General features: G+C 71.4%; 14 protein-coding genes. 5 read left to right on the top strand and 9 right to left on the bottom strand.

The genetic code is table 11. The features are described from left to right. The first annotated feature begins 21 nt into the window (after positions 1 to 21). Genes BUB57_RS14610 through BUB57_RS14620 form a run of 3 tightly spaced genes read left to right on the top strand, consistent with a single transcriptional unit; the run spans position 22 to position 2,902 of the window. Entirely contained in the window at positions 22 to 1,047 is a 1,026-nt protein-coding gene (locus tag BUB57_RS14610; RefSeq protein WP_073068341.1) for a TRAP transporter substrate-binding protein, read from the top strand. A 17-nt stretch (positions 1,048 to 1,064) separates the two neighbouring features. Further along, positions 1,065 to 1,586, top strand: a complete 522-nt coding sequence (locus tag BUB57_RS14615) for a TRAP transporter small permease (RefSeq protein ID WP_073068343.1) — start codon at positions 1,065 to 1,067, stop codon at positions 1,584 to 1,586. After that, positions 1,583 to 2,902 (top strand): TRAP transporter large permease, encoded by a 1,320-nt coding sequence (locus BUB57_RS14620; protein ID WP_073068345.1) that lies wholly within the window; start codon positions 1,583 to 1,585, stop codon positions 2,900 to 2,902. The genes BUB57_RS14615 and BUB57_RS14620 overlap by 4 nt, the downstream gene beginning before the upstream one ends. 48 nt (positions 2,903 to 2,950) lie before the next feature. Here BUB57_RS14620 and BUB57_RS14625 read toward each other — a convergent pair whose 3' ends face one another. Genes BUB57_RS14625 through BUB57_RS14640 form a run of 4 tightly spaced genes read right to left on the bottom strand, consistent with a single transcriptional unit; the run spans position 2,951 to position 7,582 of the window. Beyond that, a complete protein-coding gene (locus BUB57_RS14625; RefSeq protein ID WP_073068347.1) occupies positions 2,951 to 4,174 on the bottom strand; it encodes a glycosyltransferase in 1,224 nt (407 codons plus the stop codon). Then, positions 4,171 to 5,001 (bottom strand): glycosyltransferase, encoded by an 831-nt coding sequence (locus BUB57_RS14630; RefSeq protein ID WP_327082973.1) that lies wholly within the window; start codon positions 4,999 to 5,001, stop codon positions 4,171 to 4,173. Before BUB57_RS14630 ends, BUB57_RS14625 begins: the two co-directional genes overlap by 4 nt. Continuing rightward, positions 4,998 to 6,611 carry a hypothetical protein gene (locus tag BUB57_RS14635; protein ID WP_073068349.1) on the bottom strand — a complete coding sequence of 538 codons (1,614 nt, stop codon included), beginning with the start codon at positions 6,609 to 6,611 and terminating at the stop codon, positions 4,998 to 5,000. Before BUB57_RS14635 ends, BUB57_RS14630 begins: the two co-directional genes overlap by 4 nt. Continuing rightward, positions 6,608 to 7,582, bottom strand: a complete 975-nt coding sequence (locus BUB57_RS14640; protein ID WP_234952099.1) for a hypothetical protein — start codon at positions 7,580 to 7,582, stop codon at positions 6,608 to 6,610. The genes BUB57_RS14635 and BUB57_RS14640 overlap by 4 nt, the downstream gene beginning before the upstream one ends. Positions 7,583 to 7,657: 75 nt before the next feature. Between BUB57_RS14640 and BUB57_RS14645 the strand changes: the two genes are divergently transcribed. Then, positions 7,658 to 8,929, top strand: a complete 1,272-nt coding sequence (locus BUB57_RS14645; RefSeq protein ID WP_073068351.1) for a glycosyltransferase — start codon at positions 7,658 to 7,660, stop codon at positions 8,927 to 8,929. Here BUB57_RS14645 and BUB57_RS14650 read toward each other — a convergent pair. From BUB57_RS14650 to BUB57_RS14670, 5 genes are all read right to left on the bottom strand, one after another. After that, the gene (locus BUB57_RS14650) at positions 8,868 to 9,578 is read right to left on the bottom strand and encodes a 4'-phosphopantetheinyl transferase family protein (RefSeq protein WP_143159746.1); all 711 of its coding nucleotides are present in this window, start codon (positions 9,576 to 9,578) and stop codon (positions 8,868 to 8,870) included. The genes BUB57_RS14645 and BUB57_RS14650 overlap by 62 nt on opposite strands. Further along, on the bottom strand, positions 9,568 to 14,121 hold the full coding sequence (locus BUB57_RS14655) for a MupA/Atu3671 family FMN-dependent luciferase-like monooxygenase (RefSeq protein WP_073068353.1): 4,554 nt from the start codon (positions 14,119 to 14,121) through the stop codon (positions 9,568 to 9,570). Before BUB57_RS14655 ends, BUB57_RS14650 begins: the two co-directional genes overlap by 11 nt. A 9-nt stretch (positions 14,122 to 14,130) precedes the next feature. Then, a complete protein-coding gene (locus BUB57_RS14660) occupies positions 14,131 to 15,081 on the bottom strand; it encodes a glycosyltransferase family 2 protein (RefSeq protein ID WP_073068355.1) in 951 nt (316 codons plus the stop codon). Beyond that, positions 15,078 to 21,494, bottom strand: a complete 6,417-nt coding sequence (locus BUB57_RS14665; RefSeq protein ID WP_234952100.1) for a type I polyketide synthase — start codon at positions 21,492 to 21,494, stop codon at positions 15,078 to 15,080. Before BUB57_RS14665 ends, BUB57_RS14660 begins: the two co-directional genes overlap by 4 nt. A 119-nt stretch (positions 21,495 to 21,613) precedes the next feature. Then, the gene (locus BUB57_RS14670) at positions 21,614 to 23,026 is read right to left on the bottom strand and encodes a hypothetical protein (RefSeq protein WP_073068358.1); all 1,413 of its coding nucleotides are present in this window, start codon (positions 23,024 to 23,026) and stop codon (positions 21,614 to 21,616) included. Positions 23,027 to 23,084: 58 nt separating this feature from the next. Here BUB57_RS14670 and BUB57_RS14675 point away from each other — a divergent pair, with 58 nt between their 5' ends. Beyond that, on the top strand, positions 23,085 to 23,840 hold the full coding sequence (locus BUB57_RS14675) for a WecB/TagA/CpsF family glycosyltransferase (RefSeq protein ID WP_073068360.1): 756 nt from the start codon (positions 23,085 to 23,087) through the stop codon (positions 23,838 to 23,840). The last annotated feature ends 34 nt before the right edge of the window (positions 23,841 to 23,874 follow it).

The raw sequence follows: 23,874 nt of genomic DNA on the forward strand, positions 1-23,874 counted from the left end.
CGAACCAAACGGGAGGAAACCATGAAAACCCTGATCCTGTCGGCCATCGCCTCGCTGTCGCTGGGCGGCGCGGCATCCGCCGCCGAGGTGACGCTGCGCGTCCACCACTTCCTGTCGGCCGAGGCGCCGATGCATACCGAGGTGCTGGTCCCCTGGGAAAAGACCGTCGAGGAACAGTCGGGCGGCCGCATCGACGTGCAGCTGTTCCCCTCGATGCAGCTGGGCGGCAAGCCGCCGCAGCTGTTCGACCAGGCGCGCGACGGCATCGTGGACATCTCGTGGACGCTGCTGGGCTACACCCCCGGCCGCTTCCCCATCGCCGAGGTGTTCGAGCTGCCGTTCATGTCCGGCACCGCCGCCCAGACCACCGCCGCGCTGCAGCAGTTCCAGGCGAAATACCTGGGCGAAGAGCTGGCGCAGGTCAAACCGCTGCTGCTGCACGCGCCGGCGGGCTACAAGTTCCACATGCGCAGCGATCCCATCACCTCGCTGGCCGATCTCAGGGGCAAGAAGATCCGCGCCCCCTCGCGCGCGATGACCGACGCGCTGAACGCGCTGGGGGCCACCGCGGTCGGGATGCCGGTCCCCGAGGTCGCGCAGGCGCTGACCACCGGCGTGATCGACGGCGCCCAGATCCCGTGGGAAGTCGTCGGCTCGCTGCGGGTCGAGGAAATCACCAAGGCGCACACGGAAATCGGCGTCGAGAACGGCGGCATGTCCACCGCCGTGATGGCGCTGGTGATGAACCGGGCGAAATACGACGCCCTGCCCGACGACCTGAAGAAGGTGATCGACGACCACAGCGGCGCGGCGCTGGCCGCACTGGCGGGCGAGGCGTTCGATCGGGTCGAGGCCGAGGAACGGCAGAAATACCTGGACGCCGGCGCGCAGATCAACGTGATCCCGGCCGACCAGCTGGGCGACTGGCGCGAGGCCGTGCAGCCAGTGGTCGACGGCTGGGTCAAGGCGATGGACGGGCGCGGGCTGGACGGGCGGGCGATGCTGGACGACGCGCAGGCCATGCTGGCCGCGGCGCAGGCCGAATAAGGGACCGCGAGGGCGAGATGACCAAAGCCGAACCCCTGACCGAACATGCCCATCCGGTGCCGGTGCCCGGCTGGCTGGTCACCCTGTGCCGCTGGTTCGCCACCCTCGGCGGCACCGCCCTGCTGGCGATGATGCTGATGACCGTGACCAGCGTCACGCTGCGCTCGGTCCTGGGCTGGCCGATCCCCGGCGATTTCGAGCTGGTCGAGGTGCTTTCCGCCATCACCGTGTTCTGCTTTCTGCCCTGGTGCCAGATCGTCGGCGGCAACGTGCTGGTGGATTTCTTCACCATGAAGGCGGGGCCGCGGGTCAACCATGCGCTCGAAGCGCTGGGGGACTTGGTGTATCTGGCGATCGGGGCGCTGCTGACCTGGCGGCTGTGGCACGGGGCGGTGGATTTCCACGCTTACGGCGAGCAGACCATGGTGCTGCGCATCCCGATCTGGTGGAGCTTCGTCATCGCCATGCCGGCCATGGCGCTGCTGATCGTGACCACCCTGTTCACCCTGCTGGGCCATGTCAGAAAGGCCGCCGCATGACCGGGATCGCCGCCGGGCTGACGGGTTTCGCGGTGCTGCTGGCGCTGATGGCCATCCGCATTCCGATTGCGGTGGCGATGCTGACCACCGGCATCGTGGGCTATGGGCTGGTCAGCGGCTGGATGCCGCTGCTCGCCTTTCTCAAGACCAACACCTATTACCAGTTTTCCACCTATTCGCTGTCGGTGATCCCGCTGTTCGTGCTGATGGGCGAGTTCGCCACCCACGCCGGGATGAGCCGGGCGCTCTACCGCGCCGCCGCGGCCTTCATGGGGCATCTGCGCGGCGGGCTGGCCATGGCCTCGATCGGGGGCTGCGCGGCCTTTGGCGCGATCTGCGGCTCGTCGCTGGCCACCGCCGCCACCATGGGGCAGGTCGCCCTGCCCGAGATGCGGCGCTACAACTATTCCGGCGCGCTCGCCACCGGCTCGCTGGCGGCGGGGGGCACGCTGGGGATCCTGATCCCGCCCTCGGTCATCCTGGTGCTTTACGCGCTGATGGCGGAACAGAGCATCGCCAAGATGTTCGTCGCCGCCATGGTGCCGGGGGTGATCGCGGCACTGGGCTACATGCTGGCAGTCGCCATCTTCGTGCGCCGCCGCCCCGAGGCCGGCCCCGCCGGCCCCCGCGCCAGCTGGTCCGAGCGGCTGGAGTCGCTGCAGGAAACCTGGTCGATCATCCTGATCTTCGGCGTGGTGATCGTCGGCATGTATCGCGGCTGGTTCACCCCCACCGAGGGCGCGGCGGTCGGCGCCTTCGGCGCCTTCGTGCTGGCGGTGGTCAAGGGCGGGATGCGGCTGCGCGGGGTGGTGCAGTGCATCCTGGGCACGGCGCGGACCTCGGGGATGATCTTCCTGATCATGCTGGGGGCCGAGATGTTCAACGCCTTCCTGTCGGCCACGCAGACGCCCATGCTCGCCTCGCAGATGATCGTCGAGGCGGGGCTGTCGCCGCTGATGGTGCTGGCGGCGATCCTGCTGCTGTATCTGGCGATGGGCTGCGTGATGGATTCCATGTCCATGCTGCTGCTGACCATCCCGATCTTCTACCCGATCATCGCCGGGCTGGATTTCGGCATGGGCCGCGAGGAGACACTGATCTGGTTCGGCATCCTTGCCGTGGTGGTGGTCGAGGTCGGGCTGATCACCCCCCCGGTCGGGATGAACGTGTTCGTCATCAACGGCCTGGCCCGGGACGTGCCGATGTGGGACAGCTTCCGCGGGGTGATGCCGTTCCTGATTTCGGACCTGCTGCGCATCGTGCTGCTGGTGGCGTTTCCCGGCATCACCCTGGGGCTGGTGCGGGCGCTGGGGTAGCGTGAGACCGGGCGGGGCGGCGCTTCCGCCCCACCCCGGCCGCGGCGATCACGCCCCGGAGGTTTCCGCAAAGGCGGCGGCAAGATCGGCGGCGATCAGGTCGATGTCATGCGCCCCGGCCACCCGCGCCCTTGCGCTGCGGCCCATCGCCAGCCGCTGGTCCCCGGGCAGGGCGCAGAAACGGGCGATGGCGACCGCCAGCGCGTCGATGTCGCCCGCCGGCACCAGCAGCCCGTCGCGCCCGTCGCGCACCAGTTCCGGCGTGCCGGCGATCCAGGTGGAAATCACCGGACGGCCGGCGGCCATCGCCTCCATCGCGACCACGGGCAGGCCCTCGGCGAAGCTGGGCAGGATCAGCGCGTCAGCCTGGGCCAGCGCCTCGCGCACGCCGCGGTCGTCCAGCCAGCCGGCCAGCCGGATCCGCCCGCCCATGCCGGTGGCGGCGATCGCGGCCTCGATCTGCGGGCGCAGCGCGCCGTCGCCGACCAGCGTCAGCCGCACATCCGCGCCCTGATCCACCGCCTGCGCCAGCGCCGCGGGCAGCAGGATCTGCCCCTTTTGCTCGGCAAAGCGGCCGATATTGACCAGATGCACCGGCCGTCCCGCCAGCGGCGGCGGGTCGGGCAGCTCTGCAAAGGCCGCGGGGGCGATGCCGCAATGGATCACCCGCAGCTTGTCCCAATCCCCCAGCCGCGCCCAGCGGAACAGCTGGCTGCGCCCGTGCTGGGAAATCGCCGCGACGAAGCGGGCGCCGGCGATCTTGTCGGCAAGGCTCAGCGCCTGCGGAGCGTCGAACTCTTCCGGGCCGTGGACGGTGAAGCTGTAGCCGGGCCCGCCCATCGCCCGGACCAGCGCCGCCACCGCCGCGGCGTTGGTGCCGAAATGCGCGTGCAGATGGGTGATCCCCAGCGCGCGGGCGCGGGCGGCGACATGCGCGGCCTCGGCCAGATAGATCAGGTGCCGCAGCCGCCCCTGCGGGTGCCGCCCGCCCATGCGCAGCGCCAGCTTGGCCGCCGACAGGAACCGCCGCGGCTCGGCCAGCAGCCGCGCGCCCATGTCGGCCAGCAGCCGCGGGGCGCCGGCCTTCAGCACGAACTCGGTGCGCTCATGTTCCGCCAGATCGGCTGCGTCCTTCAGCCCGGCACGGTCCGAGCGCATGGCGAAGCGGTGGATCTTTACCCCCTGCCGCTCCAGCGCCGCGATCTCGCGGCGGATAAAGGTGACGCTGGGCTGCGGATAGGTGTTCAGCAGATAGGCGATACGCGCGGTCATTGTCGTCCCCTTGCCCAGGTGCCGCTGTCCCGCCCCATGCGGACGGCCAGCGACACCGCCGCATAGGCCGCGAACCCCGCAGGATCGGCGGCCGCCAGCCGCAGCACCCCGCCCGCGCCCAGCCGCGGCTTGCCCTCGTTCGCCAGCAGCTCGGGCCAGCGGGCGGCGATCTCGGCCACGCCGGCGTCCTGGCGGCGTCGGACGCGGATCAGCGCGGCGAAACCCTCGGTCATCGGCCAGTCGTAGGGGGCGGCGACCTCGATCCGCTCGGACGGCTGGAACAGCATCCGCACATAGCTGTCGTCGGAAATGATCGCCGGGAACTCGCCCCAGCGGGCGCGGCCGGCGCGGTTGACCGCGAACAGCCCGAAGCCCGGCGCAGTGCTGCGGGCAAAGGGCAGCCGCGACCAGAACCGCGCATAGGCACGGCTGAGCCGGCTTTGCGCCGTCACCCGCGGCCGCCCCGAGCCATAGGCCGCGCCCTCTCGCGCCCCCAGCCCCCGCGCCAGCGCCGCCAGCAGCGGGGGTGAAACGATCACGTCGGCGTCCAGATAGGCGCGGATTTCCCCCCGCGCCACGCGGTCGGCATGGTTCAGCGCGGCGGGCTTGCCGCCCTCGGCCCGCTCGATCACCGTCAGCTGCCAACCCGCGGCGGCGGCCTCCGGGATCGCCGCGCGCGCCACCTCGGCGGTGCGGTCGCGGCAGCCGTTCGCCGCGACGATGATTTCCGCCCCGCCCGCCACCGGGTCCGAGGCGATCAGCGCCGAGAGGCAGGCGCCGAGCCAGCGTTCCTCGTTGCTGGCGGGGATGATGACCGACAGGATCACTCGTCCGCCGCCCGGCGCAGCGCCTGCCAGCGCGGGTTGTCGTCGGACAGATGCCGCAGCGCGCCCCAGCTGCCCCATTTCGACGGCGCGGACACGTCGACAAAGGCCATGAACGGGCCGTCGCCCAGTTCCGCCCAGCCGTCGATCAGCCTGCGATACAGCGCCGCCATCTCGTCCGAGTAGTTCAGCGCCAGAAAGAACCCGGTTGCCTGTTCGTCGTCGACGACCGGGCCCTGCCCGACGACATGGGTGCCGCCCTCGTACATCAGCAGCTTCAGCCCGTATTGATCGGCGACCTTGCGATGATGGGGCAGGATCTCGGTCAGCAGCCGCTCCAGGGAATCGGTGCGCGGATCGTCTAGCAGCGCCTGCGCCGCCTGCGGGAAGACCGCCGCCATGTCGCCGCCCGCGCCAGCCAGCCATTGCTGCCAGACCGGGCGGAACTCCTCGCTGCCGAAGCCATGGCCGAAATACCCGGTCACCGCATAGGCATCGAAGCTTTCCACCGGCGGCCGCAGCGTGCGTTCCACCTGCCGGGCGCGCGGCGCGTTGAGGATGTCGTCCTCCAGCCCCAGCCAGCCGGTCTGGGTGGCGATGACCCGCACCAGCCGCTGGGGGGCGGCATCGCCGAACTCCTCGGTCCAGATTGCCGCGATCTCGGCCGCGCGCACCGCGCCGTATTGCACCCAGGCATCGCGGATGCCCCAGCGTTCCTGCGCGTGGTCGTCGGCCCATTGCGCCTGCTGGAACTGCCAGTTCCAGATCTCGTTCGAGAACTCGACATGCGCGCGCAGCCCGGGATCGAGATCGCGCGCCACGATCGCCGCATATTCCCGCGCCAGCCCGTCCGAGCCGGTGTGCGGCATGGTGAACCAGGGATCGGCCTTGATACGGTTGGCCAGCTCTACCATCACCTCGACCGGGACGCCCTTCACCGTCCAGGCATAGTCGTCGATGCGGGGGCGGTCGGCGGCCTCGACCAGGGTGGCGTCGTTCGTCGCCATCCAGTCCATGAAGCGGATGGTGCGCGCGCCCTCGATCCGCGCCAGAAAATCGGGGTTGAAGATCTCGCCCGATTCCAGCAGCGCGCGGCGATCCTCGCGCACCAGCCGCAGGTTGCGGATCGGGTCGGCGGGGTCGGTCTTGCGGATGGTCAGCACCACCATCCCCTCGCCGGGGGTGAAATCGAACCGCGCAAGGGTGGGGCGCAGGTCCAGCCGCGACACGCGGCCCTCGACCGACAGCGCGCCGCGGCCGTCCCAGCGCAGCTCATAGCGGCCGGCGGTGTCGGCGGCGCCCTCGGGCAGGTCGGTCAGCACCAGCGTGGACACGCCGGTCACCTCCGCGGGCAGGGCCTTCAGCCAGCCGTTTTCGTCCAGAAACCCCTCGGCCCGCAGCCGCTGATGGTCCCAGCCGCCCCATTGGTCGGGCAGATGGCCGATCCAGGGCCGCGCGGTCTTCATCAGGTCCAGGAACGGCTGCTCTGCCGTCCAGTCGGAAATCCCCTCGAGCCCAAAGCCGATGTCGTCGCGCAGCACGGTCTGCGGGGCGGAAAGCACCGCAGCCGGGGCCAGGAACGCCAGCAGGGCAAGAACAAGGCGCAGCATCATGTCGGAATCCCGGTTTGCGGAAAGCGGCGGATGGTGGCCGCCACGATCCGGTGCAGCGCGGCCAGGGTGTCGGGCGCGACGTCGATCGGGCGGCCGTCGGCGGCGGTCAGCGGGGCCGGGGCCGGCTCGGGCAGGCGCTGGTGGATCACCGCCACATGCGCCAGCGCCACCACCAGCGCGCCAAGATCGCTGAAATGGATCGGGTCCGGCGCGCCCGCATCGTCGCGGGCAAACAGCTGCTCGCGCGAGGTGACGCCGGGGACCTGCCCCGCCTCGGCGGCGCGGGCGACGGCGGCCATCACCTGCCCGCCGGGGATCAGGTGGATCGGCCCCACCCCCGGCACCGCCAGCGCGCGGCGCAGGATCTGCTGTTCCCACAGTTCGGGCAGGTCGCGGTCGATACGTTCCAGCCAGCCCTCGGGGTCGGTCAGCTGGTGCCAGCTTTCGTAAAGATAGATGCGCAGGTCTGGGCGGGCCTGCCGCGCCAGCAGCGCCCATTGCGCCAGGTAATGCGCCGAGTGGTGCCAGCGGATCGCGTCCTTGAGCTCGACCATCTCGGTCAGCACCAGCACATCGGCCCAGCCCGATTCCAGCGCCTGCCGCACCGGACGGAAATGCGGATGCGCGTTCTCGCGCTCGAACCCGGGCACCGCGGCGTCGCCCTGCCAGTGCTGCATCAGCGAGGCGCCCCAGCCCAGCTGCACCGCGTGGTCCTGCCCGCCCAAGGGCCCCGCCAGCGCAGTGGCCAGCGCCGGCATGTCGCGCCCGACCAGGCTGTGGCCCAGGTGATAGACCTTGACCGGCGGCACCGGCGGCGCCAGCCGGGGCTGCGCGGCGCGATAATCCTCAGGCGGCAACGGCTCGGGCATCGGCGGCCCGGCGCGGCGCTGCCGGCGCCAGCCCAGCGCCGCGGCCGCGCCCGCAGCCAGCACCCCCGCGGCCCCCAGCAACCCCTGCCGGCGGCTAACCATGGTTGCCTTGGGCGGTCATGTGCGGTTTCCTGTTCAAGACGCTGTTTCCCCAGAATATGCAGGAGTAGGCCGCGAATGCCAGAACCAGCCGACGCAAGCCTGCTGATCTATGCGCCGGTGCCGCTGCACCGGGACGGCGCGCAGCTTCTGCTTGAGGATCAGGCCTGCAACGGCCTGCGGCTGTGGGCGGCGCATTTCGCGCAGGTGACGGCGATCATGCCGGTTTCCGACGCCCCTGCCCCGGCCAGCTGGGTGCCGGTCGAGCGGGTCGGCCCGGCGCTGGAGCGCATCCGGCTGCTGCCGGTGCCGCAGGCCTGGACGCTGGGCCGGTTCCTGCGCGCCCGTCCCGCCGTGCGGCGGCTGATCCGCGACGAGATCGCGCGCGCGGATTACCTGTCCTTTGCCATCGGCGGGCTGGTCGGCGACTGGGGCGCGCTGGCCTGCGCCGAGGCCTGTCGCATGGGCCGCCCCCATGCCGTCTGGACCGACCGCGTGGAATCCGAGGTCACGCGGATGGAGGCCGTCGGCGCCCCGCGGCTGCGCCGCCGGCTCAAGGCGCAGCTGATCTGGCGCCCGATGGCGGCGCTGGAACGGCGCGCGGTGCGCCGCGCGACGCTGGGGCTGTTCCACGGGCAGGCGACCTTCGACCATTACGCGCGCTTCAGCCGCGATCCGCATCTGGTCCACGACATCCACGTCCGCGCCGCCGACCTGATCCCGGCCAAGGCGCTGGCCGCCAAGGCCGCGCGCGCAGGCGCGGGCGGGCCGCTGCGGCTGGTCTATGTCGGCCGCGCCGACACGATGAAAGGCCCGCTCGACTGGATCGAGGCGCTGGAGCTGGCGGCGCAGGCCGGCGTCGATCTGCGCGCCAGCTGGATCGGCGGGGGCGAACAGATCGAGGCGCTGCGCGCCCGCATCGCCCAGGGACCGCTGGCCGGGCAGGTGACGGCGCCGGGGTTCCTTTCCGACCGGGCCGCGGTGCTGGCGGCGCTGCGGGATGCCGATGCGCTGCTGTTCTGCCACCGCACCCCGGAATCGCCGCGGGTGCTGATCGAGGCGCTGGTCTCGGGCGCGCCGCTGATCGGCTATGAGGGACCGTTCCAGCAGTCGCTGATCGCGGACAATGGGGCCGGGGCGCTGGTCCCCGACGGGCGGCCGGACCTGCTGGCGCAGGAACTGGCCCTGCTGCACCGTCATCGCGCAACGCTGGCGCGGATGATCGCGGCGACCGCCAAGGCCGCCCACGGCCACGACGACGAGACCGCGTTTGCGCATCGCAGCCGGATCATCCTGACGCATCTGCCGCCCCCGCAGGATCGGGCCGGGGATCCGCACAGGCCGCGATGACCAGCCCCTCGGCCCGCGCCAGCCGCACCGGCAGCACCGCACCCGCCGGATAGGGCGGCGCGGCGCGGGTAAAGCGCAGGGTCGCCGCATCCGCCGTCAGCGTTTCCAGCCGCAGGTCGGTGAACTCCAGCAGCTGGCGGCTGCGCGGGAACTGGCATTTATAGGCGGCCTCCTTGGCGGCGAAGCCTTCGCGCGCACGGCGCAGCGGCTGGGGCGAGGCCGCCAACAGGCGCTGTTCCGCCGGATCGGGAAAGATCAGCGGCAGCAGATCGCCGGGCAGTTCCTCGTCGGGTTCGGCGTCCAGCCCCAGCGCCAGCGCCCCGGCGCGCGCGGCCACCGCGAAGGCCAGCGCCCCGTGGTGGGTGATGCTGCCGGTGACGCCGGCGGGCCAGATCGGGGCGCGGTCCTCGCCCATCGGGATCGGACTTGCGGGCAGGCCCAGCCGTGCCATCGCCTGCCGCGCGGCGTGGCGGCCGGCGGCGAACTCGGCCTGCCGGGCCGGGACGGCGCGCGCCATGGCGGCGGCCTCGGCCCCCAGCAGCGGCCCGCCCTGCCCGACCACGCAGGCGCCGACGCCGATGCCCGGGGGAAACAGCGTCGCCACCGTGCGGGCGGCGCTTGTCCCGGTCAGGACGGCCTCAGCCGCCATCGCGCTGCGCCCGCAGCGCGCGGCGCCGCGCGATGGCATCGGCGCGGGCGGTTTCCTCGGCAGCCTCGGCCTCCTTGCGGGCGCTGTCGTCCGCGGTGCCGCCGGACAGATGGGCTGCCAGCGATTCCAGCGTCGGAAAGCGGAAGATGTCGGTAATCGACAGCCGCACGCCCCCGCCCAGCGCCGCCCGGATTTCCCGGTGCGCCTGCACCGCCAGCAGCGAATGCCCGCCCAGCGCAAAGAAATTGTCGCGCGAGCCGATCCGCGGCCGGTTCAGCACCCGCGCCCAGACCGCGGCGATGGTCGCCTCGATCCCGTCCGAGGGCGCCACGAAATCCTCGGCCACCGCATCGGCGCTTTCCACCACGTCGGGCAGCGCCTTACGGTCCACCTTGCGGTTGGGGGTCAGCGGGAACTCGGCCAGCCGCACGAAATGCGCAGGGATCATATGCGGGGGCAGGCGCTCGGCCAGATGGCGCTTGACCGCATCGGTGGACAGCTGGTGATCGCCGGTCAGATAGGCGATCAGCCGCAGGTCGCCCGGACCCATCTCGCGGCAGATCACCACCGCCTGCCGGACGCCGGCGCATTCCTCGGCGGCGGCCTCGATCTCGCCCAGCTCGATGCGATAACCGCGCAGCTTGACCTGATGGTCGGCGCGGCCGAGGAACTCGAGCTTGGCGCCGCCCTGCCCGTCGGGACGCCAGCGCACCAGATCGCCGGTGCCGTAGATGCGGCCGGGGGCGAAGGGGTTGGGGCGGAACCGGTCCTCGGTCAGGTCGGGGCGCTGCCAGTAGCCGCGGGCCACGCCCTCGCCGCCGATCCAAAGCTCGCCCTCGGCGCCCAGGGCCACGGGCTGGCCGTCCGCATCCAGCACATAGCATTGGGTGTTGGCGATGGGGGTGCCGATGCTGACCACCGGGTCCGCGACCCCGGCGGGGGCGGTGGTGGACCAGATCGTGGTCTCGGTCGGGCCATACATGTTGGTGATCCGGCGCGCGCCGGCGCGGGTCAGATCACCCACCAGCGACGCCGGCAGCGCCTCGCCCCCCAGCACCAGATGGCGCAGCCCGCCCATGGCGGCGCGGGCGTCGTCGTTCATCGCGATCATCCGCGCCATCGAGGGCGTGCATTGCATATGCGTGGCGCGGTGGCGGGTGATCTGCGCGGCGATCGACCAATCGTCCGAGGCCAGCTCGGGCGCCATGTTACTGCGGCGCAGGATCTCGGCCAGCGGCGCCAGCCCTTCCAGCACCGTCTCGCAGGGCAGGCCATAGTCGATCAGGCAGGCGATCTCGTCCACGCCGATGCGCTTGAGCTGTTCGACCCGGGCCAGCCCGTCCTCGACGGTGCCGAACAGGCCCGAATCCTCGAAATAGCGCTGGAAGGCGAAATCGAGGATCGCCTCGGTCTCCTCGGCATCCAGGCTGCGCAGGTCGATGTCCATCGGGTTGGTCACGCCCTGCGGTTTCTTGAAGGCGGGAAAGGCCCAGGCGTATTGCTTGACCAACGCCGCGGCCGAGCGCAGGTAATCCTTCATCGGGCCGCGGGCGCGTTCGCGCGCCACCTCGCGGTCGTGGCAGATATAGCTGTGCAGCATCAGCGTGACCTTGAAATCCGCCGGATCGCGGCCGGATTTGCGCAGCGCGTCGTGATAGATGGCGATCTTTTCGCCGACCTCCTCGACCGACTGGCCCAGCAGGTGGGTCAGCACGTTGGCGCCGATCTCGCCGGCCTCGCGCCAGGTGGCGGGGTTGCCGGCGGTGGTCACCCAGATCGACAGCTCGCGGCTGACCGGGCGCGGCTGCGTCACCACATCGACCATGCGCCCGTCGTTCAGCGGAAACGGCACCGCCTCGCCCCGCCACATCCGGCGCAGCTTGTCGATGGTGTCGAACATCGCCGCCTTGTTGTTGGGCGGGCCGTTTTCCGGGCGCAGCACGAAATCCTCGGGGTGCCAGCCGGACGCGATGCCCAGCGCCGTGCGCCCGTTGGTCAGGTTGTCGATGACCGCCCATTCCTCGGCCACCCGGATCGGATGGTGCAGGGGCGCCACGCAGGACCCGGCGCGGACCTCGAGGTTGGTCGTTACAGCTGCAACCGCCGCCCCGGTGACCGAGGGGTTCGGATAGGGGCCGCCAAAGGCGTGGAAATGCCGCTCCGGCGTCCAGACGGCGCAGAACCCGTGCTGGTCGGCGAACTTCGCGCCCTCCAGCAGGACGCGGTATTTCTGCCGCCCCACGCCGTCGTCGTTGCCCCAGTAGAACAGGCTGAAGTCCATCTTGCGGGCGCTGATGCGGCTGCCGGCGGACACCAGCGCACGCTCTTCCTCGCCCATCAGCACGACATGATAGCCGCGGGCCAGCGTCCAGAACAGCTCCAGCACCGAGATGTCGAACGAGAGCGAGGTCACCGCCAGCCACACCCGCCCGTCGCTGTCGGGGATGCGCTGGTCCATGCCGGCGAAGAAGTTCGCCACGTTGCGATGTTCCAGCATCACCCCCTTGGGGCGGCCGGTCGAGCCCGAGGTGTAGATCAGATAGGCCAGATCCTCCGGCGCGGCGCCGCCCTCGGGGTTGGTTTCGGGCATCGCGGCCAGCCGCGGCTCGGCGTCCAGCACCAGAAGCTCGGCGTCGCTGTCGGGCAGCGCGGGTTCCAGCGCGGTTTCGGTGATGATGACCGGGGCGCCGGAATCTTCCACATAAAGGGCGATGCGGTCGGCAGGATAGGCCGGGTCCAGCGGCAGATAGGCGCCGCCGGCCTTGAGGATCCCCAGCGCCCCCACCAGCAGCAGGGGCGAGCGGCGCAGGTTCAGCCCCACCACCGTGCCCGGCCCCACCCCCATCTGCCGCAGCAGATGCGCCAGCCGGTTGGCGCGGGCGTTCAGCTGCGCATAGGTGAGGGTCCGGTCCTCATGCGTCAGCGCGGCGCCGCCGGGAGTACGGGCGGCCTGCGCCTCGAACGCGCGGTGGATCGAGTGGTCGGGGACGGCGCAGGCGGTGCCGTTCAGGCCGGTCAGCAGCAGCTGGCGCTCGGCCTCGGGCATGGTCGGGATGGTGGCGGCATCGGCGTCGCTGGCGGCTGCGGCGACCGCAGGGGTGAAATGCGCCAGCCGCGCGGCCAGCAGCTGCGCGCCCATCCGGTCGATGCGGGACAGGTCCGCCAGCAGCCGCCCGTCGGCGGTCACGGTCAACACGGTGCCGGGGACCGGGCGGTTCGCGTCGGACCAGCCGATGGCGGGGATCAGCGTGGCCCCGATGGCAGGGTCGCGCAGCGGCAGGTCCACGGCGAACTCGGGCCAGCGGCGGGCGCGCTGGAACCCCTGTTCGGCATCAGCGGCGATACGCTCCAGCGGCCCGGTGCCCGCCAGCGGCAGCGGCGCCCAGCCCGACAGATACCCCGGCAGCCGCGGCGCATTGCCATCGGCAAAGGCCAGATACACGCGCTCGCGCCCCGCCAGCTGCGCGGCCCACAGCGCCAGCGCCGAGGGCGTCGCGGCGGCGCCCAGCGGGAACTCCTGCCAGTCGGCAGCACCCTGCCCCGGCTGCGCAAAGGGCAGCGCGGCGGGTTCCAGAGCCAGCGCGTGGCGGAACGCGCCCTCGCCCCCGGCGACGGCGGCGATGGCGGCGTCGATCCGCGCGACCTCATCGGCGGGGGCAGAGGCCAGCACCTCGCCCAGCTGCGCCGCGTCCGCGGCGGCGACCTCGGTCCCGTCCATCTCGCGCAGCCCCGACAGGCGCACGGCGCCGCTGGCGCAGGCGACGGTCAGGCCGGTGTCATCGGCGGCCAGCACCGTGCCGGGCGCGCCGGCGCCCTCGGCCAGCGCAGCGGTGCGGACGGAAAGCAGCCGCCCCCGCAGCCACAGCTTGGGCAGCGCCAGCGGGTTGGCGAAATCGCCGTGGTCGAGCGCGCGGACCAGCCGCGCCACCTCGGCCGCCGGGCGGTCGAAGCCCAGCCGCCCCGCCGCTGCGGGACGCTTGTCGCGGGGGTGATAGCTGCGCAGCGACAGGTCCTGCGGGCACCGCGCGGGCGCGCCGGTAAGCAGCGCCTCGGCCAGCTCGGGGAAGCTGTCCACCGCGGCTTCCCACGCGCGGGCGTTCAGCGTCAGAGTGGTGTCGTCCGGGGCAATCTCGAACTCGCGCGAGACCAGGATGTCGCCCTCGTCGATGCCGCCCTCGATCAGGTGCCAGGTGATGCCGTGGCGCGGCTCGGCCCCCAGGATCGCCCAGGCGGGGGCGTTCAGCCCGGCGTGGCGCGGCAGCGGCCCGTCGTGAAAGTTCACCGCGCCGCGCCGCGCGCCGTCCAGCAGCGGCTGCGGGATGATCGACAGGTTCGCCACGCTCAGCAGCCAGTCGTAATCCAGTCCCTCGGGGCTGCGCAGATCATCCTGCGCGCGCAGGGGAATGCCGCGCCCTTCGGCCCAGCGGGCGATGTCGGGGTTGCGCGTGGCCACCGCGGCGATGGTCAGGCCGCGCCCCAGCCAATGCTCGGCGCACTGGACCAGAAGCGATTCGTTACCGATGAAAAGCGCCGAAACGGACATGGAAAACCTCTAACGATGTGACTCGGGGGCTGGCCGGGGGCCGGTCAGCATATGGGCGAGCAGCTGGCGGGTGAACCCCGGGGCTGCCGCGCGGCGCCCGCGCAGCCGGGCAATCATAGACCCGGCGACCACCGCGCCGGTCGCGGCAAGATAGCGCAGCTGCCCGTGGTTCTTGCGCCAGTAATGGCGGCGGCTGTCGAACCAGTAGTCGGGCGTCCGCGCCCAGGTCTTCATCCCCGTCGAGACCGAGCCGATATGCATCACCCGGCTGGCAGGCACGAAATCGGTCTGCCACCCGGCGCGGGCGGCGCGCAGGCACAGGTCGGTTTCCTCGAAATAAAGGAAGAACTCCTCGTCGAAGATGCCGATCTCGTCCAGCAGGTCCTGCCGCATCATCAGGCTGGCGCCCGCCACCCAGTCCATGCGCGTGGGCCGGTCGGGGATCGGCCGCGGCACCACATGGCGGTGCAGCAGCCGGGTGATCGGGCCGGTGACGGCCGCGCCCTCGAACTCGGACGCGACCGAGGGAAAGCGGAAACAGGCGGTGTGGGGGTCGCCGTCGGGGCCGTGGATATAGCTGCCGGCCATGCCGGTCCGCGGATGCGCCAGCATGTGGTCCAGCAGCGCCCGCACCGCATCCGGAGCCGGAAACGCGTCCGAGTTCAGCAGATAGACGAAATCCGGCCGCCGCCCGTCCGGCAGCCCGGCCCGGATCGCGTGGTTGTTGCCGGCGCCGAAACCGCCGTTGCGGCCCGATTGCAGCAGCCGCACCCGGTCCCAGCCGCGTTCGGCGATGCCGCGGGCGATGGCACCCTCAGAGCCGTCGCCGCTGTCGTTGTCGACGATGGTGATGGCGCCGTCGATGCCCGCCATCGCCGCCACCAGCGCCTCGGCCGAGCGCAGGGTCATGTCCGGCGTACGCCAGTTCAGGATGATCGCGTGCAGCACCGTCATGGTCATTCCGCCGCCTGGCGCATGGGCGCCGCTTCCGCCTGCGCCAGGATGCGCCGCAGATGCGAGGCGAGCAACCGGACGTTGGGTTCCAGCACCATGCTGTCGTGGTCCCCCGGCACCTCGATCACCTCGAGCGCGGGGGAAAGCGGGGTCAGGCCGTTGTCTTCCATCACATATTCCTTGGCCGCACTGATCCAGCGCCCGCCCGACACCTTGAAGCGCCGGTCCAGCGGCGGGCGCAGCAGCACCACCCGCCCGTCGCGCCGCACCATGTCGAAGCGGGGCAGCGCCGCATAGAACGCCGCCTCGATCGCCGAGTTGTGCAGCTGGTGCGCATCCTCGACCGCGCGGGGATTGCGTTGCGCGCGCTTCCATTCGGCACGTTCGCGGGCCCAGCGCGACAGATAGGCGGGGCCTTCCTCGCGCAACAGCGCCAGCTTGATCAGCGCCTTGTCCACCCGCCCCGGCACCGGCCGCATCGGCAGCGGCGTGTCCAGCAGCACGGTGACGGCGACGGTTTCGCCCGCCTCTTCAAGCTGGCGGGCGATTTCCCAGGCGATCAGCCCGCCGCCCGAGAACCCGCCGACCAGATACGGCCCCTGCGGCTGCACCTGCTGCATTTCCGCGATGTAATCGCGGGCGGCGTCGGTGAAATCCTCATGCGGCGGCGCGTCCCCGAACAGCCCCCGCGCCTGCAGGCCGTAGAACGGCCGCTCATGGCCCAACAGCTGCGCAAGATGGCGCAGGTTCAGCACGTTGCCGAACATCCCCGCCACCAGGAAGAACGGCGTGCGCGGCCCGCCGTCGCCGCGATGCATCGCGACCAGATGGGTGTGGCGGCGCATGGGGGTGACCTCGGCCGGGGCGCTGTCTGCCGCCGGCTCGGCGGTATCGCCCGCCGGCCCGATCTGCGCCTCGATCAGCGCGGCGCAGGCGGCGATGGTCGGGGCCTCGAACAGGATCGAGATTGGGAAATCCACCGCATAGGTCTTGCGGATCATCGAAAACAGCCGCACCGCGATCAGCGAATGCCCGCCAAGGTCGAAGAAACTGTCCTCGACCCCCAGGTTGCCGACGCCCAGCAGGTCCTTCCAGAACCCGACCAGCGTGCGCTCGATATCGTTGCGGGGGGCGACGAATTCGCTGTCGAGCTCGGGGCGCTCGAACTCGGTGGCGCCGGGTTTCGCCGCATCCGCCCCGGCATCGGCCTGCGCGATCAGCGCCGGCAGCGGGATCGAGCTGACCACCAGCTGCCCGGCGCCGCTGGCGATGGCGCGCAGGAACGCCTCGGCCCCCTCGTCGGCGTGGATGCCCTGCGACAGATTGTGGCGCAGCTGCTCCTCGGCCGGGCCGATCTGGCGCGGCGCATCGGCGGCGTCAAAGGCGATCTCGCGCGCGTCGGGCGTGGCGGACAGGTCCAGCGCACCCTCGATCCGGCGCAGGGTAAAGCCGGCGATCTCGGCCACCACGTGGCCATCGGGGTCGCTCAGGGTGATGTCGAACCGCGCCAGCCCGTCGCCGTCGCGGTTGGGGGCAGCGTTGCGGATATGGCTGACGATCTGCGCAGGCAGCGCCCCGGTCAGGGTGATCGCGCCATAGCCCAGCGGCACCCACAGCCTTGCGTCGTCATAGCCCTCGATCAGCCGCATCGCCCAGCCGGTAGCGATGTCCAGCAGCGCCGGATGCAGCAGGTATCCGGCATCCGCACCCCGGAACTGCGGCGGCAGCGCCAGATCGGCAATGCCCTCGCCCGTGCCCAAGGCCCGGCTTTGCAGCACCCGCCAGCGCGGGCCGAAACGCAGGTGGCGTTCCTGATCGGTCACCAGCCCCTCGCCGCGCTCGGGCGCGGGGCAGCGGGCGCGGATCGCGGCAAGGTCCAGCGTGGGGGGCGCGGCGGCATCGGTCTCGACCCGCGCCTCGGCGTGCAGCAGCCAGCCGGTGCTGCCGTCCACCGCCACCGCGCTGCGGATCTCGGCGTCATAGCCGCCCTGCGTGCGGGTCAGCCGCACCCGGATGCGCGCCTGCTCGCCATCCGCCACCAGCAGCGGCCGCAGGAAGGTCAGGTCGGTGATGCGCAGCGGCCCCGGGGCCTCGACCTCGGCCAGCGCCTCGGCCAGCAGCTCCAGATAGCCGGTGCCGGGCAGCAGCGCCTGGCCTTGGGCCAGCCGGTGGCCGTCGATGATCCAGTCGCGGTGGTCCACCACCCCCGAAAACAGCCGCCGGCCGTCGGGATCGAACCCGGCCTCGGCCAGCAGGGGCCGGGTGATCGGCGTCGGCGCGGCAGGCGCGGGCGGCGCCAGCGCCGCGGCGGCCATGCCGACATCGGCCCAGATCCCCCAGTTGATCGCCAGCACCCGCGTGGCCCCGCCAGCGCGCGATTCCGCCCAGGCATTCAGGAAGCTGTTGGCGGCGACGTAATCCAGCTGCCCGGGCGGCGTCGTCACCGTGGACGAGGACGAAAACACCACGATCAGCCCGACCGAGCCGTCCGGGAACACGCTGTCCAGCACCATGGTGCCATGCAGCTTGGGGGCCAGAACCTGCTCGATGGATTCCGGGGTCTTGGCCAGGATCGGCGCGTCGTCGACCACGCCGGCGGCATGGATCACCGCGTCGATGCGGCCGAACCGGGCCTCGGCGGCAGCGCGGGCGGCCTCGACCTCTTCGACGTTGCAGATGTCGGCGGCGAGGGTCAGCACCTCGGCGCCCTCGGCCTCCAGCGCCTCGACCGCGCGCAGCCTTACTGCCAGCGGGTCGCCGGGCGGCGCCTGCCGGATCAGCGCCGGCCACTCGCCGCGTTCCGGCAGGGCACTGCGGCCCAAAAGCACCAGCCGGGCGCCATGGTCGCGCCACAGCCGCCGCGCCACGGTCAGGCCGATGCCACCAAAGGCGCCGGTGATCAGGCAGACCGCACCCCGCGGCAGCGCCGCAGCCTCAGCCGCGGGCAGCGCCCGGGGCCGCCAGTTACGCTCATACCGCACGCCGGCGCGCAGGGCGGCGGTGCGGCGGCCGGGGGGTGCCAGCAGCTCGGCCAGAACCTCGGCGGCGGTGTCGGCCGGCGGCATCCCCGGGTCGATATCCAGGCTGGAACAGCTCGCCCCGGCGAATTCGCGCGGGATCACCCCCAGCGGGCCGGCAATCGCGGCTTTTTCCGGGTGGGCGAGCCGCTCGATCTTCTGTCCCGAAATATCCCCGCCGGAGGCTCCGGCCGCGCCGCCCACACCCCCGCGCAGCGGCAGCGCCGCCGCGCCGCTGGTGATCGCGGTCAGATGCCAGGGCGCGGGCAGCCCGGCCTCGTCCATCGCCTGCGCAAGGAAGGTCAGGCTGTAGAACCCCTGTTCCAGATTGCGGTGGAACAGGCTCGACCCCGGCCGGAAACCCTCATCCGCGGCCAGCCAGAAATGCGCGATCCGGTCGGGGGCGAGACCCTGCGCCACCAGATCGCCCAGCAGCAGGTCGTAGTCGTCGCGCCCGCGCTCGGCCGAGATGCAATAGCGGTCCTGATCCAGCCGGGCGAAACTGTCGCCGGCCAAGACCTCGATCACCCGATGCCCGGCGGCGCGCAGGGGGGCGGCCACCGCGGCGCCCAAGCCCTGCCCATCCGACAGGAACAGCCAGCAGCGCTTTTCCGCGCGGTCGAGCGCATCCACCGCGATCTCGGCGCTGCGGCGCAGCCAGAACGGCTCCCACCCCCAGTCGGCCACGTCGTCCACCCGTTCGGGGAAACGGGCGGTGTCGTCGCGGGCGACGGTCGCGGCGCGGTCGATGAAATAGCGCTGGCGCTGGAACGGGTAGGTCGGCAGCACCACCCGCTGCCGCGGCACATCGCCCCAGAACTGCGGCCAGTCCACCGCCACCCCCAGCGCCCACAGCCGGGTCAGCGTGGCGATGAACCACTCATCATCGGCGACCTGGTGGTCGGGGTGGCGCAGCGTTGCCAGCGACTGGTTGGCCGGCACCCCGTTGGCCACAGCCAGCGAGGCCAGCGTCCGCCCCGGCCCGACCTCGAGATAAACCCGCCCCTTGTCGCGGCTCAGATGCGCCATGCCGTCGGCGAAATGCACGGTATTGCGCAGATGCGCGACCCAATACTCCGGGTCGGTCGCCTGCGCGGCGGTCAGTTCTGTGCCGGTGCGGTTGGAAATCACCGGCAGCCTGGGCACCGATAGCTTCATCCCGCGCAGATGCGCGCCGAAATCGGCCAGGATCGGCTCGAGCATCCGGGAATGTGCGGCGATGTCGATGCGGATGCGCTGGGGGGTGATCTCATCCGCCGCCAGCCGCGCGGCCAACGCATCCAGCGCCGCATCGGGGCCGGAAATCACGCAAAGCTCGGGCGCGTTGACCGAGGCGATGTCCAGATCATCGCTCAGATACGGCCGCACCGCATCGACCGACAGCGGCACCGACAGCATCCCCCCCGGCGGCACGCTGTCGAACAGCTGCCCGCGCCGGTGCACCAGCCCGATGCAATCCTGAAACGACATCACCCCGGCGATGCAGGCGGCGACGTTTTCGCCCATCGAATGCCCGATCAGCGCCGAGGGCTGCACGCCCCAGCTCATCCACAGCTTCGCCAGCGCATATTCGGTGATCGCGATCAGCGGCAGCTGGACCGAGGGCCTGGTCAGCGCCGCCTCGGCCGCCGCTTCCTGCCCCGGCTCGGGCAGCCAGACGGCGCGGGGGTCATAGTCCAGCATCGGGGCCAGATGCGACAGGCCCTTGTCCATCCACTCGCGGAACTCGGGCTCGGTGTCGTAAAGCCCGCGCGCCATCTGCGCATATTGCGCGCCGCCGCCGGGGAACATGAACACCACCTCGAGGCGGTCGCCCAGATGCTGGTGGGTGAACACCTGCCGCTGGTCGCCCGATTCCAGCCGCGCGGCGGCGGTGTCGTGGTCACTGGCCACGACGATGCGGCGATGGTCGAACTGGCGCCGCCCCTGCATCAGGGTAAAGGCGACATCGGCCAGCTTCTGTTCGGGATGGGCGCGCAGATGCGCGGCCAGCCGCGTCGTGGCCTGATCCAGCGCCGCCTTGTTGCGGGCCGAGACCACCAGCGGCTGGAACGGGAAATCCGGCTCCTCGGATGGCGCGCGCGCGGGCGCTTCTTCAAGCACCAGATGCGCGTTGGTGCCGCCGACGCCAAGGCTGTTCACCCCCGCCCGCCGCGGCGCCCCCTGCTGCGGGAACGGCGTCAGCCGGTCGCAGACCGCGAACGGCGAATGCGCGAAGTCGATCGAGGGGTTCGGCGCCTCATACCCCAGCGAGGGCGGGATTTCCGCGTGATGCAGCGCCAGCGACGCCTTGATGACGCTGGCCACCCCCGCGGCGGTGTCCAGATGGCCGATATTGGTCTTGACGCTGCCCACCAGGCAGCGCGCGGCATCCGTGCCGGTTTCGGCGAAAGCCTCGGTCAGGGCGGCGATCTCGATCGGGTCACCCAGATAGGTGCCGGTGCCGTGGCATTCGACATAGCCGATGCTGTCGGCGCTGACGCCCGCCGCGCGATGCGCCGCCGCCACCGCGGCCGCCTGCCCGTCGACCGAGGGCGCCAGATAGCCGGCCTTGGCCGCACCGTCGTTGTTGATGGCGCTGCCGCGGATCACCGCCCAGATATGGTCGCCCTCGGCCAGCGCATCGGCCAGCGGGCGCAGCACCACGCAGCCCGCGCCGGACCCGAACACCGTCCCCTGCCCGCGGTGGTCGAAGGCGTGGCAATGCCCGTCGGGGGACAGCACCTCGCCGTCCTGATACAGATAGCCGCGGCCGTGGGGCAGCTCGATGGTGACGCCGCCGGCCAGCGCCATGGCGCATTCGCCGCGCTGGATCGACTGGCAGGCCATGTGGATCGCCACCAGCGAGGTCGAGCACGCGGTCTGCACCGAAATGCTGGGCCCGGTCAGGTCGAGGATATGGCTGACCCGGGTGGACAGGAAATCCTTGTCGTTGCCGGTATGGCGCAGCAGGAACATGCCGGTCGAGCGCACCAGCTCGTCCTGGGAACAGACGTTGAAATAGAAATAGCTGCCCATGCCGCAGCCGGCAAAGACGCCGATGGGGCGGCCCAGACCTTCCGGCGTGTGGCCGGCGTTCTCCATCGCCTCCCACGCGGTTTCCAGGAACTGGCGGTGCTGGGGGTCCATGATCGCCGCCTCTTTCGGCGACAGGCCGAAGAACTCGGCATCGAAATGGTCGAAGCGGTCCAGCGTCGCGGCAGCGGGGACGTAGTTCGGCTGGCGCATCCGGGACGGGCTTTCTCCGGCCTCGCGCAGCTCGGACTCGGTCAGGGTGCGAATCGATTCGACGCCCTGCCGCAGGTTGTCCCAATACTCGGCGATGGAGCCCGCCCCCGGCAGATGCGCGGCCATCCCGACGATCGCGATGTCGCCCGAACCGGGCCTGTCCTGCATATCCATGCGTGCATCGCCCCTCATTAAACACAACCACAGTCAGATATCGCCAGATCCGGCAACGGGTATACAGCAGTCAATATGAACAAAAACTCTGTCTATTTATACAGCCTGTCGCAGCACGGTCAGATCAGGGTCCGGGCCGGGCCCGGATCCTCGGGGGTTGCGGCCGGATCCTCGGCCAGCTCACCCGCAGATTGCGCCGCCCCCAGCAGCGCCCCGGCCAGCAGCCAGGTCAGCGGGGTCATGGTGGCGTTGGGAACCAGATCGACCATGTTCACCGCCAGCATCAGCGCCGTGCCGGCGAAAAGCAACGGCGCCTGCCCGCCCGCGCCCTGATTTACCGCCCGCCGCGCCGCCTGCGCCGCCCGCAGCACCGCCAGCACCAGCAGCCCGAACCGGCCGGCAAAGCCCACCACCCCGCGCGAGCTCATCACGATGATCCATTCACCATCGGTGACGGTCAGGATGCTGCCGTCCACGTCGAAGACGTGGTTGCGGTTCCATTCGCCCCAGCCGAACAGCGGGCGCATCTGCACATGCTCAAGCAGCACCCGCTCGTTGTCGAAACGATATTGCAGCGAGCTCGCGCGGTCGACACTGACCTTGCCCGCCATTTCCAGCATCCAGTCGATCGGCACCAGCCCGTAAAGCCGCAGCAGCGGGTAGCAGAACACCGCCGCCGCCATCGCCACGGCCACCCGCCCGATCAGCCAGGGCGGCGCCGCCAGCACCAGCGGCACGAAAAGCAGCGCATAGATCCACGCCGCCAGCGTCCGGCACAGGACCACCATCACCAGCAGCGCCAGCAGCGCCGCCAGCAGCCGGCGCCGGCGCTCGGGCGCGGACAGGCGGGTCAGCAGCGCCGCGGCATGGGCGGCCATATAGGTCAGCAGCGCCACCCAGATGCCGTGCTCCAGGAACACGATGGGGCGGTATCCCCCGAATCGGACCATCTGGTCGAACTGGTGCTGGAAATACCCGTAGACCCAGACGTTCAGCTGCGGGGACATCCGCACTTCGACCAGCATCGGCACCGCATAGAGCAGCATCGCCGCGACCAGCGCCCCCAGCAGCTCGCGCAGGTCGCTGGGGCTGCGGACATAGCGCACCCCCAGCGCCCAGATCAGCAGCGGCGGCAGGATGTTGATGACCATCGACAGCCCGTCGCGCAGCGACAGGCCGGGCAGCACCACGCCGCCGCCGACGAAGCGCGCATCCCCGTTGGTCAGCGCCGTGCCGACCCCGCCGCCGATGATCAGCGCCAGACACAGGGCCGCCCAGATCCCGGCGCCGAACAGCGGCGCCCGCTCGCCCCGGATCGTCCAGGCGGCGAGATACGAGGCGATCGCCGGGATTGCCAGCTTGTCCAGCGCCGGCAGAAGTGGCAGGTCGAAGGCAACCAGCGGCGGCAGCAGCAGATAGCCGCCCAGAACCGAAACCAGCAGCGCCCGCAGCGGCGCCATACGGGCGAACAGCACGAATGTCAGCGGGAACCACAGCGCCAGGGCCAGGAATGCAACGGGACTGCTGGGCACGGGGCGATGGTTCCTTGCTGCGGGCCTTGCGGCTGGCCGTAACGGGCGGGCCGGCGCGATGAAGTTCCGTTACGAGGACACCACCATAACGGTCAATATGCCGGATCGCGAGACTCTGCTGGCGGAAATCCGGCAGCGGCTGCGCGAGGGGCGGGGCTTTGCGGTGGCCACGATCAACCTGGACCACCTGGTCAAGCTGCGCGGCGATGCCGGCTTCCGCCGGGCCTATGCGGCCCAGGACCTGATCGTGGCCGACGGCAACCCGATCGTGTGGCTGGCGCGCACGGCGGGGCACCGGGTGGCGCTGGTCCCCGGCTCGGATCTGGTGCTGCCGATGGCGGCGCTGGCGGCGGACGAGGATGCGCCAGTCGCGCTGCTGGGCAGCACCGCCGAGGTGCTGGACGCCGCCGCCGCCCGGCTGGAGGCGCTCTGCCCCGGGCTGCGGGTGGTGGCGCGGATCGCGCCGCCGATGGGGTTCGACCCAAGGGGACCGCAGGCCGACGCCCTGCTGGCGAAACTGGGCGCGACCGGGGCGCGGGTGACGTTCCTTGCACTCGGGGCGCCCAAGCAGGAAATCCTCGCCGCCCGCGGGCGCGAGCTGTTGCCGGCGATGGGGTTTCTGTCGGTGGGCGCGGGCATCGACTTCATCGCCGGGGCGCAGACACGGGCGCCGGCGCTGGTGCGGGGGCTGGCGCTGGAATGGCTGTGGCGCGCCGCCTCGGCCCCGCGGCGGCTGGGGCCGCGCTATGCGAAATGCGCGGCGATCCTGCCGGGGGAATACCTGGCCGCACGGCGCCAGCGCCGCGAGGGCTGAGCGCGGCCGCCCGGAGTTTTCATCGACGATCCCC

It is taken from the genome of Paracoccus solventivorans (assembly GCF_900142875.1).
GTDB lineage: Bacteria > Pseudomonadota > Alphaproteobacteria > Rhodobacterales > Rhodobacteraceae > Paracoccus > Paracoccus solventivorans.

Excerpts from the sequence above, each read along its gene's own strand:
- BUB57_RS14610 (WP_073068341.1), top strand. The coding sequence starts at position 22 with ATGAAAACCCTGATCCTGTCGGCCATCGCCTCGCTGTCGCTGGGCGGC.
- BUB57_RS14615 (WP_073068343.1), top strand. The coding sequence starts at position 1,065 with ATGACCAAAGCCGAACCCCTGACCGAACATGCCCATCCGGTGCCGGTG.
- BUB57_RS14620 (WP_073068345.1), top strand. The coding sequence starts at position 1,583 with ATGACCGGGATCGCCGCCGGGCTGACGGGTTTCGCGGTGCTGCTGGCG.
- BUB57_RS14625 (WP_073068347.1), bottom strand. The coding sequence starts at position 4,174 with ATGACCGCGCGTATCGCCTATCTGCTGAACACCTATCCGCAGCCCAGC.
- BUB57_RS14635 (WP_073068349.1), bottom strand. The coding sequence starts at position 6,611 with ATGATGCTGCGCCTTGTTCTTGCCCTGCTGGCGTTCCTGGCCCCGGCT.
- BUB57_RS14640 (WP_234952099.1), bottom strand. The coding sequence starts at position 7,582 with ATGGTTAGCCGCCGGCAGGGGTTGCTGGGGGCCGCGGGGGTGCTGGCT.
- BUB57_RS14645 (WP_073068351.1), top strand. The coding sequence starts at position 7,658 with ATGCCAGAACCAGCCGACGCAAGCCTGCTGATCTATGCGCCGGTGCCG.
- BUB57_RS14650 (WP_143159746.1), bottom strand. The coding sequence starts at position 9,578 with ATGGCGGCTGAGGCCGTCCTGACCGGGACAAGCGCCGCCCGCACGGTG.
- BUB57_RS14655 (WP_073068353.1), bottom strand. The coding sequence starts at position 14,121 with ATGTCCGTTTCGGCGCTTTTCATCGGTAACGAATCGCTTCTGGTCCAG.
- BUB57_RS14660 (WP_073068355.1), bottom strand. The coding sequence starts at position 15,081 with ATGACCATGACGGTGCTGCACGCGATCATCCTGAACTGGCGTACGCCG.
- BUB57_RS14665 (WP_234952100.1), bottom strand. The coding sequence starts at position 21,494 with ATGGATATGCAGGACAGGCCCGGTTCGGGCGACATCGCGATCGTCGGG.
- BUB57_RS14675 (WP_073068360.1), top strand. The coding sequence starts at position 23,085 with ATGAAGTTCCGTTACGAGGACACCACCATAACGGTCAATATGCCGGAT.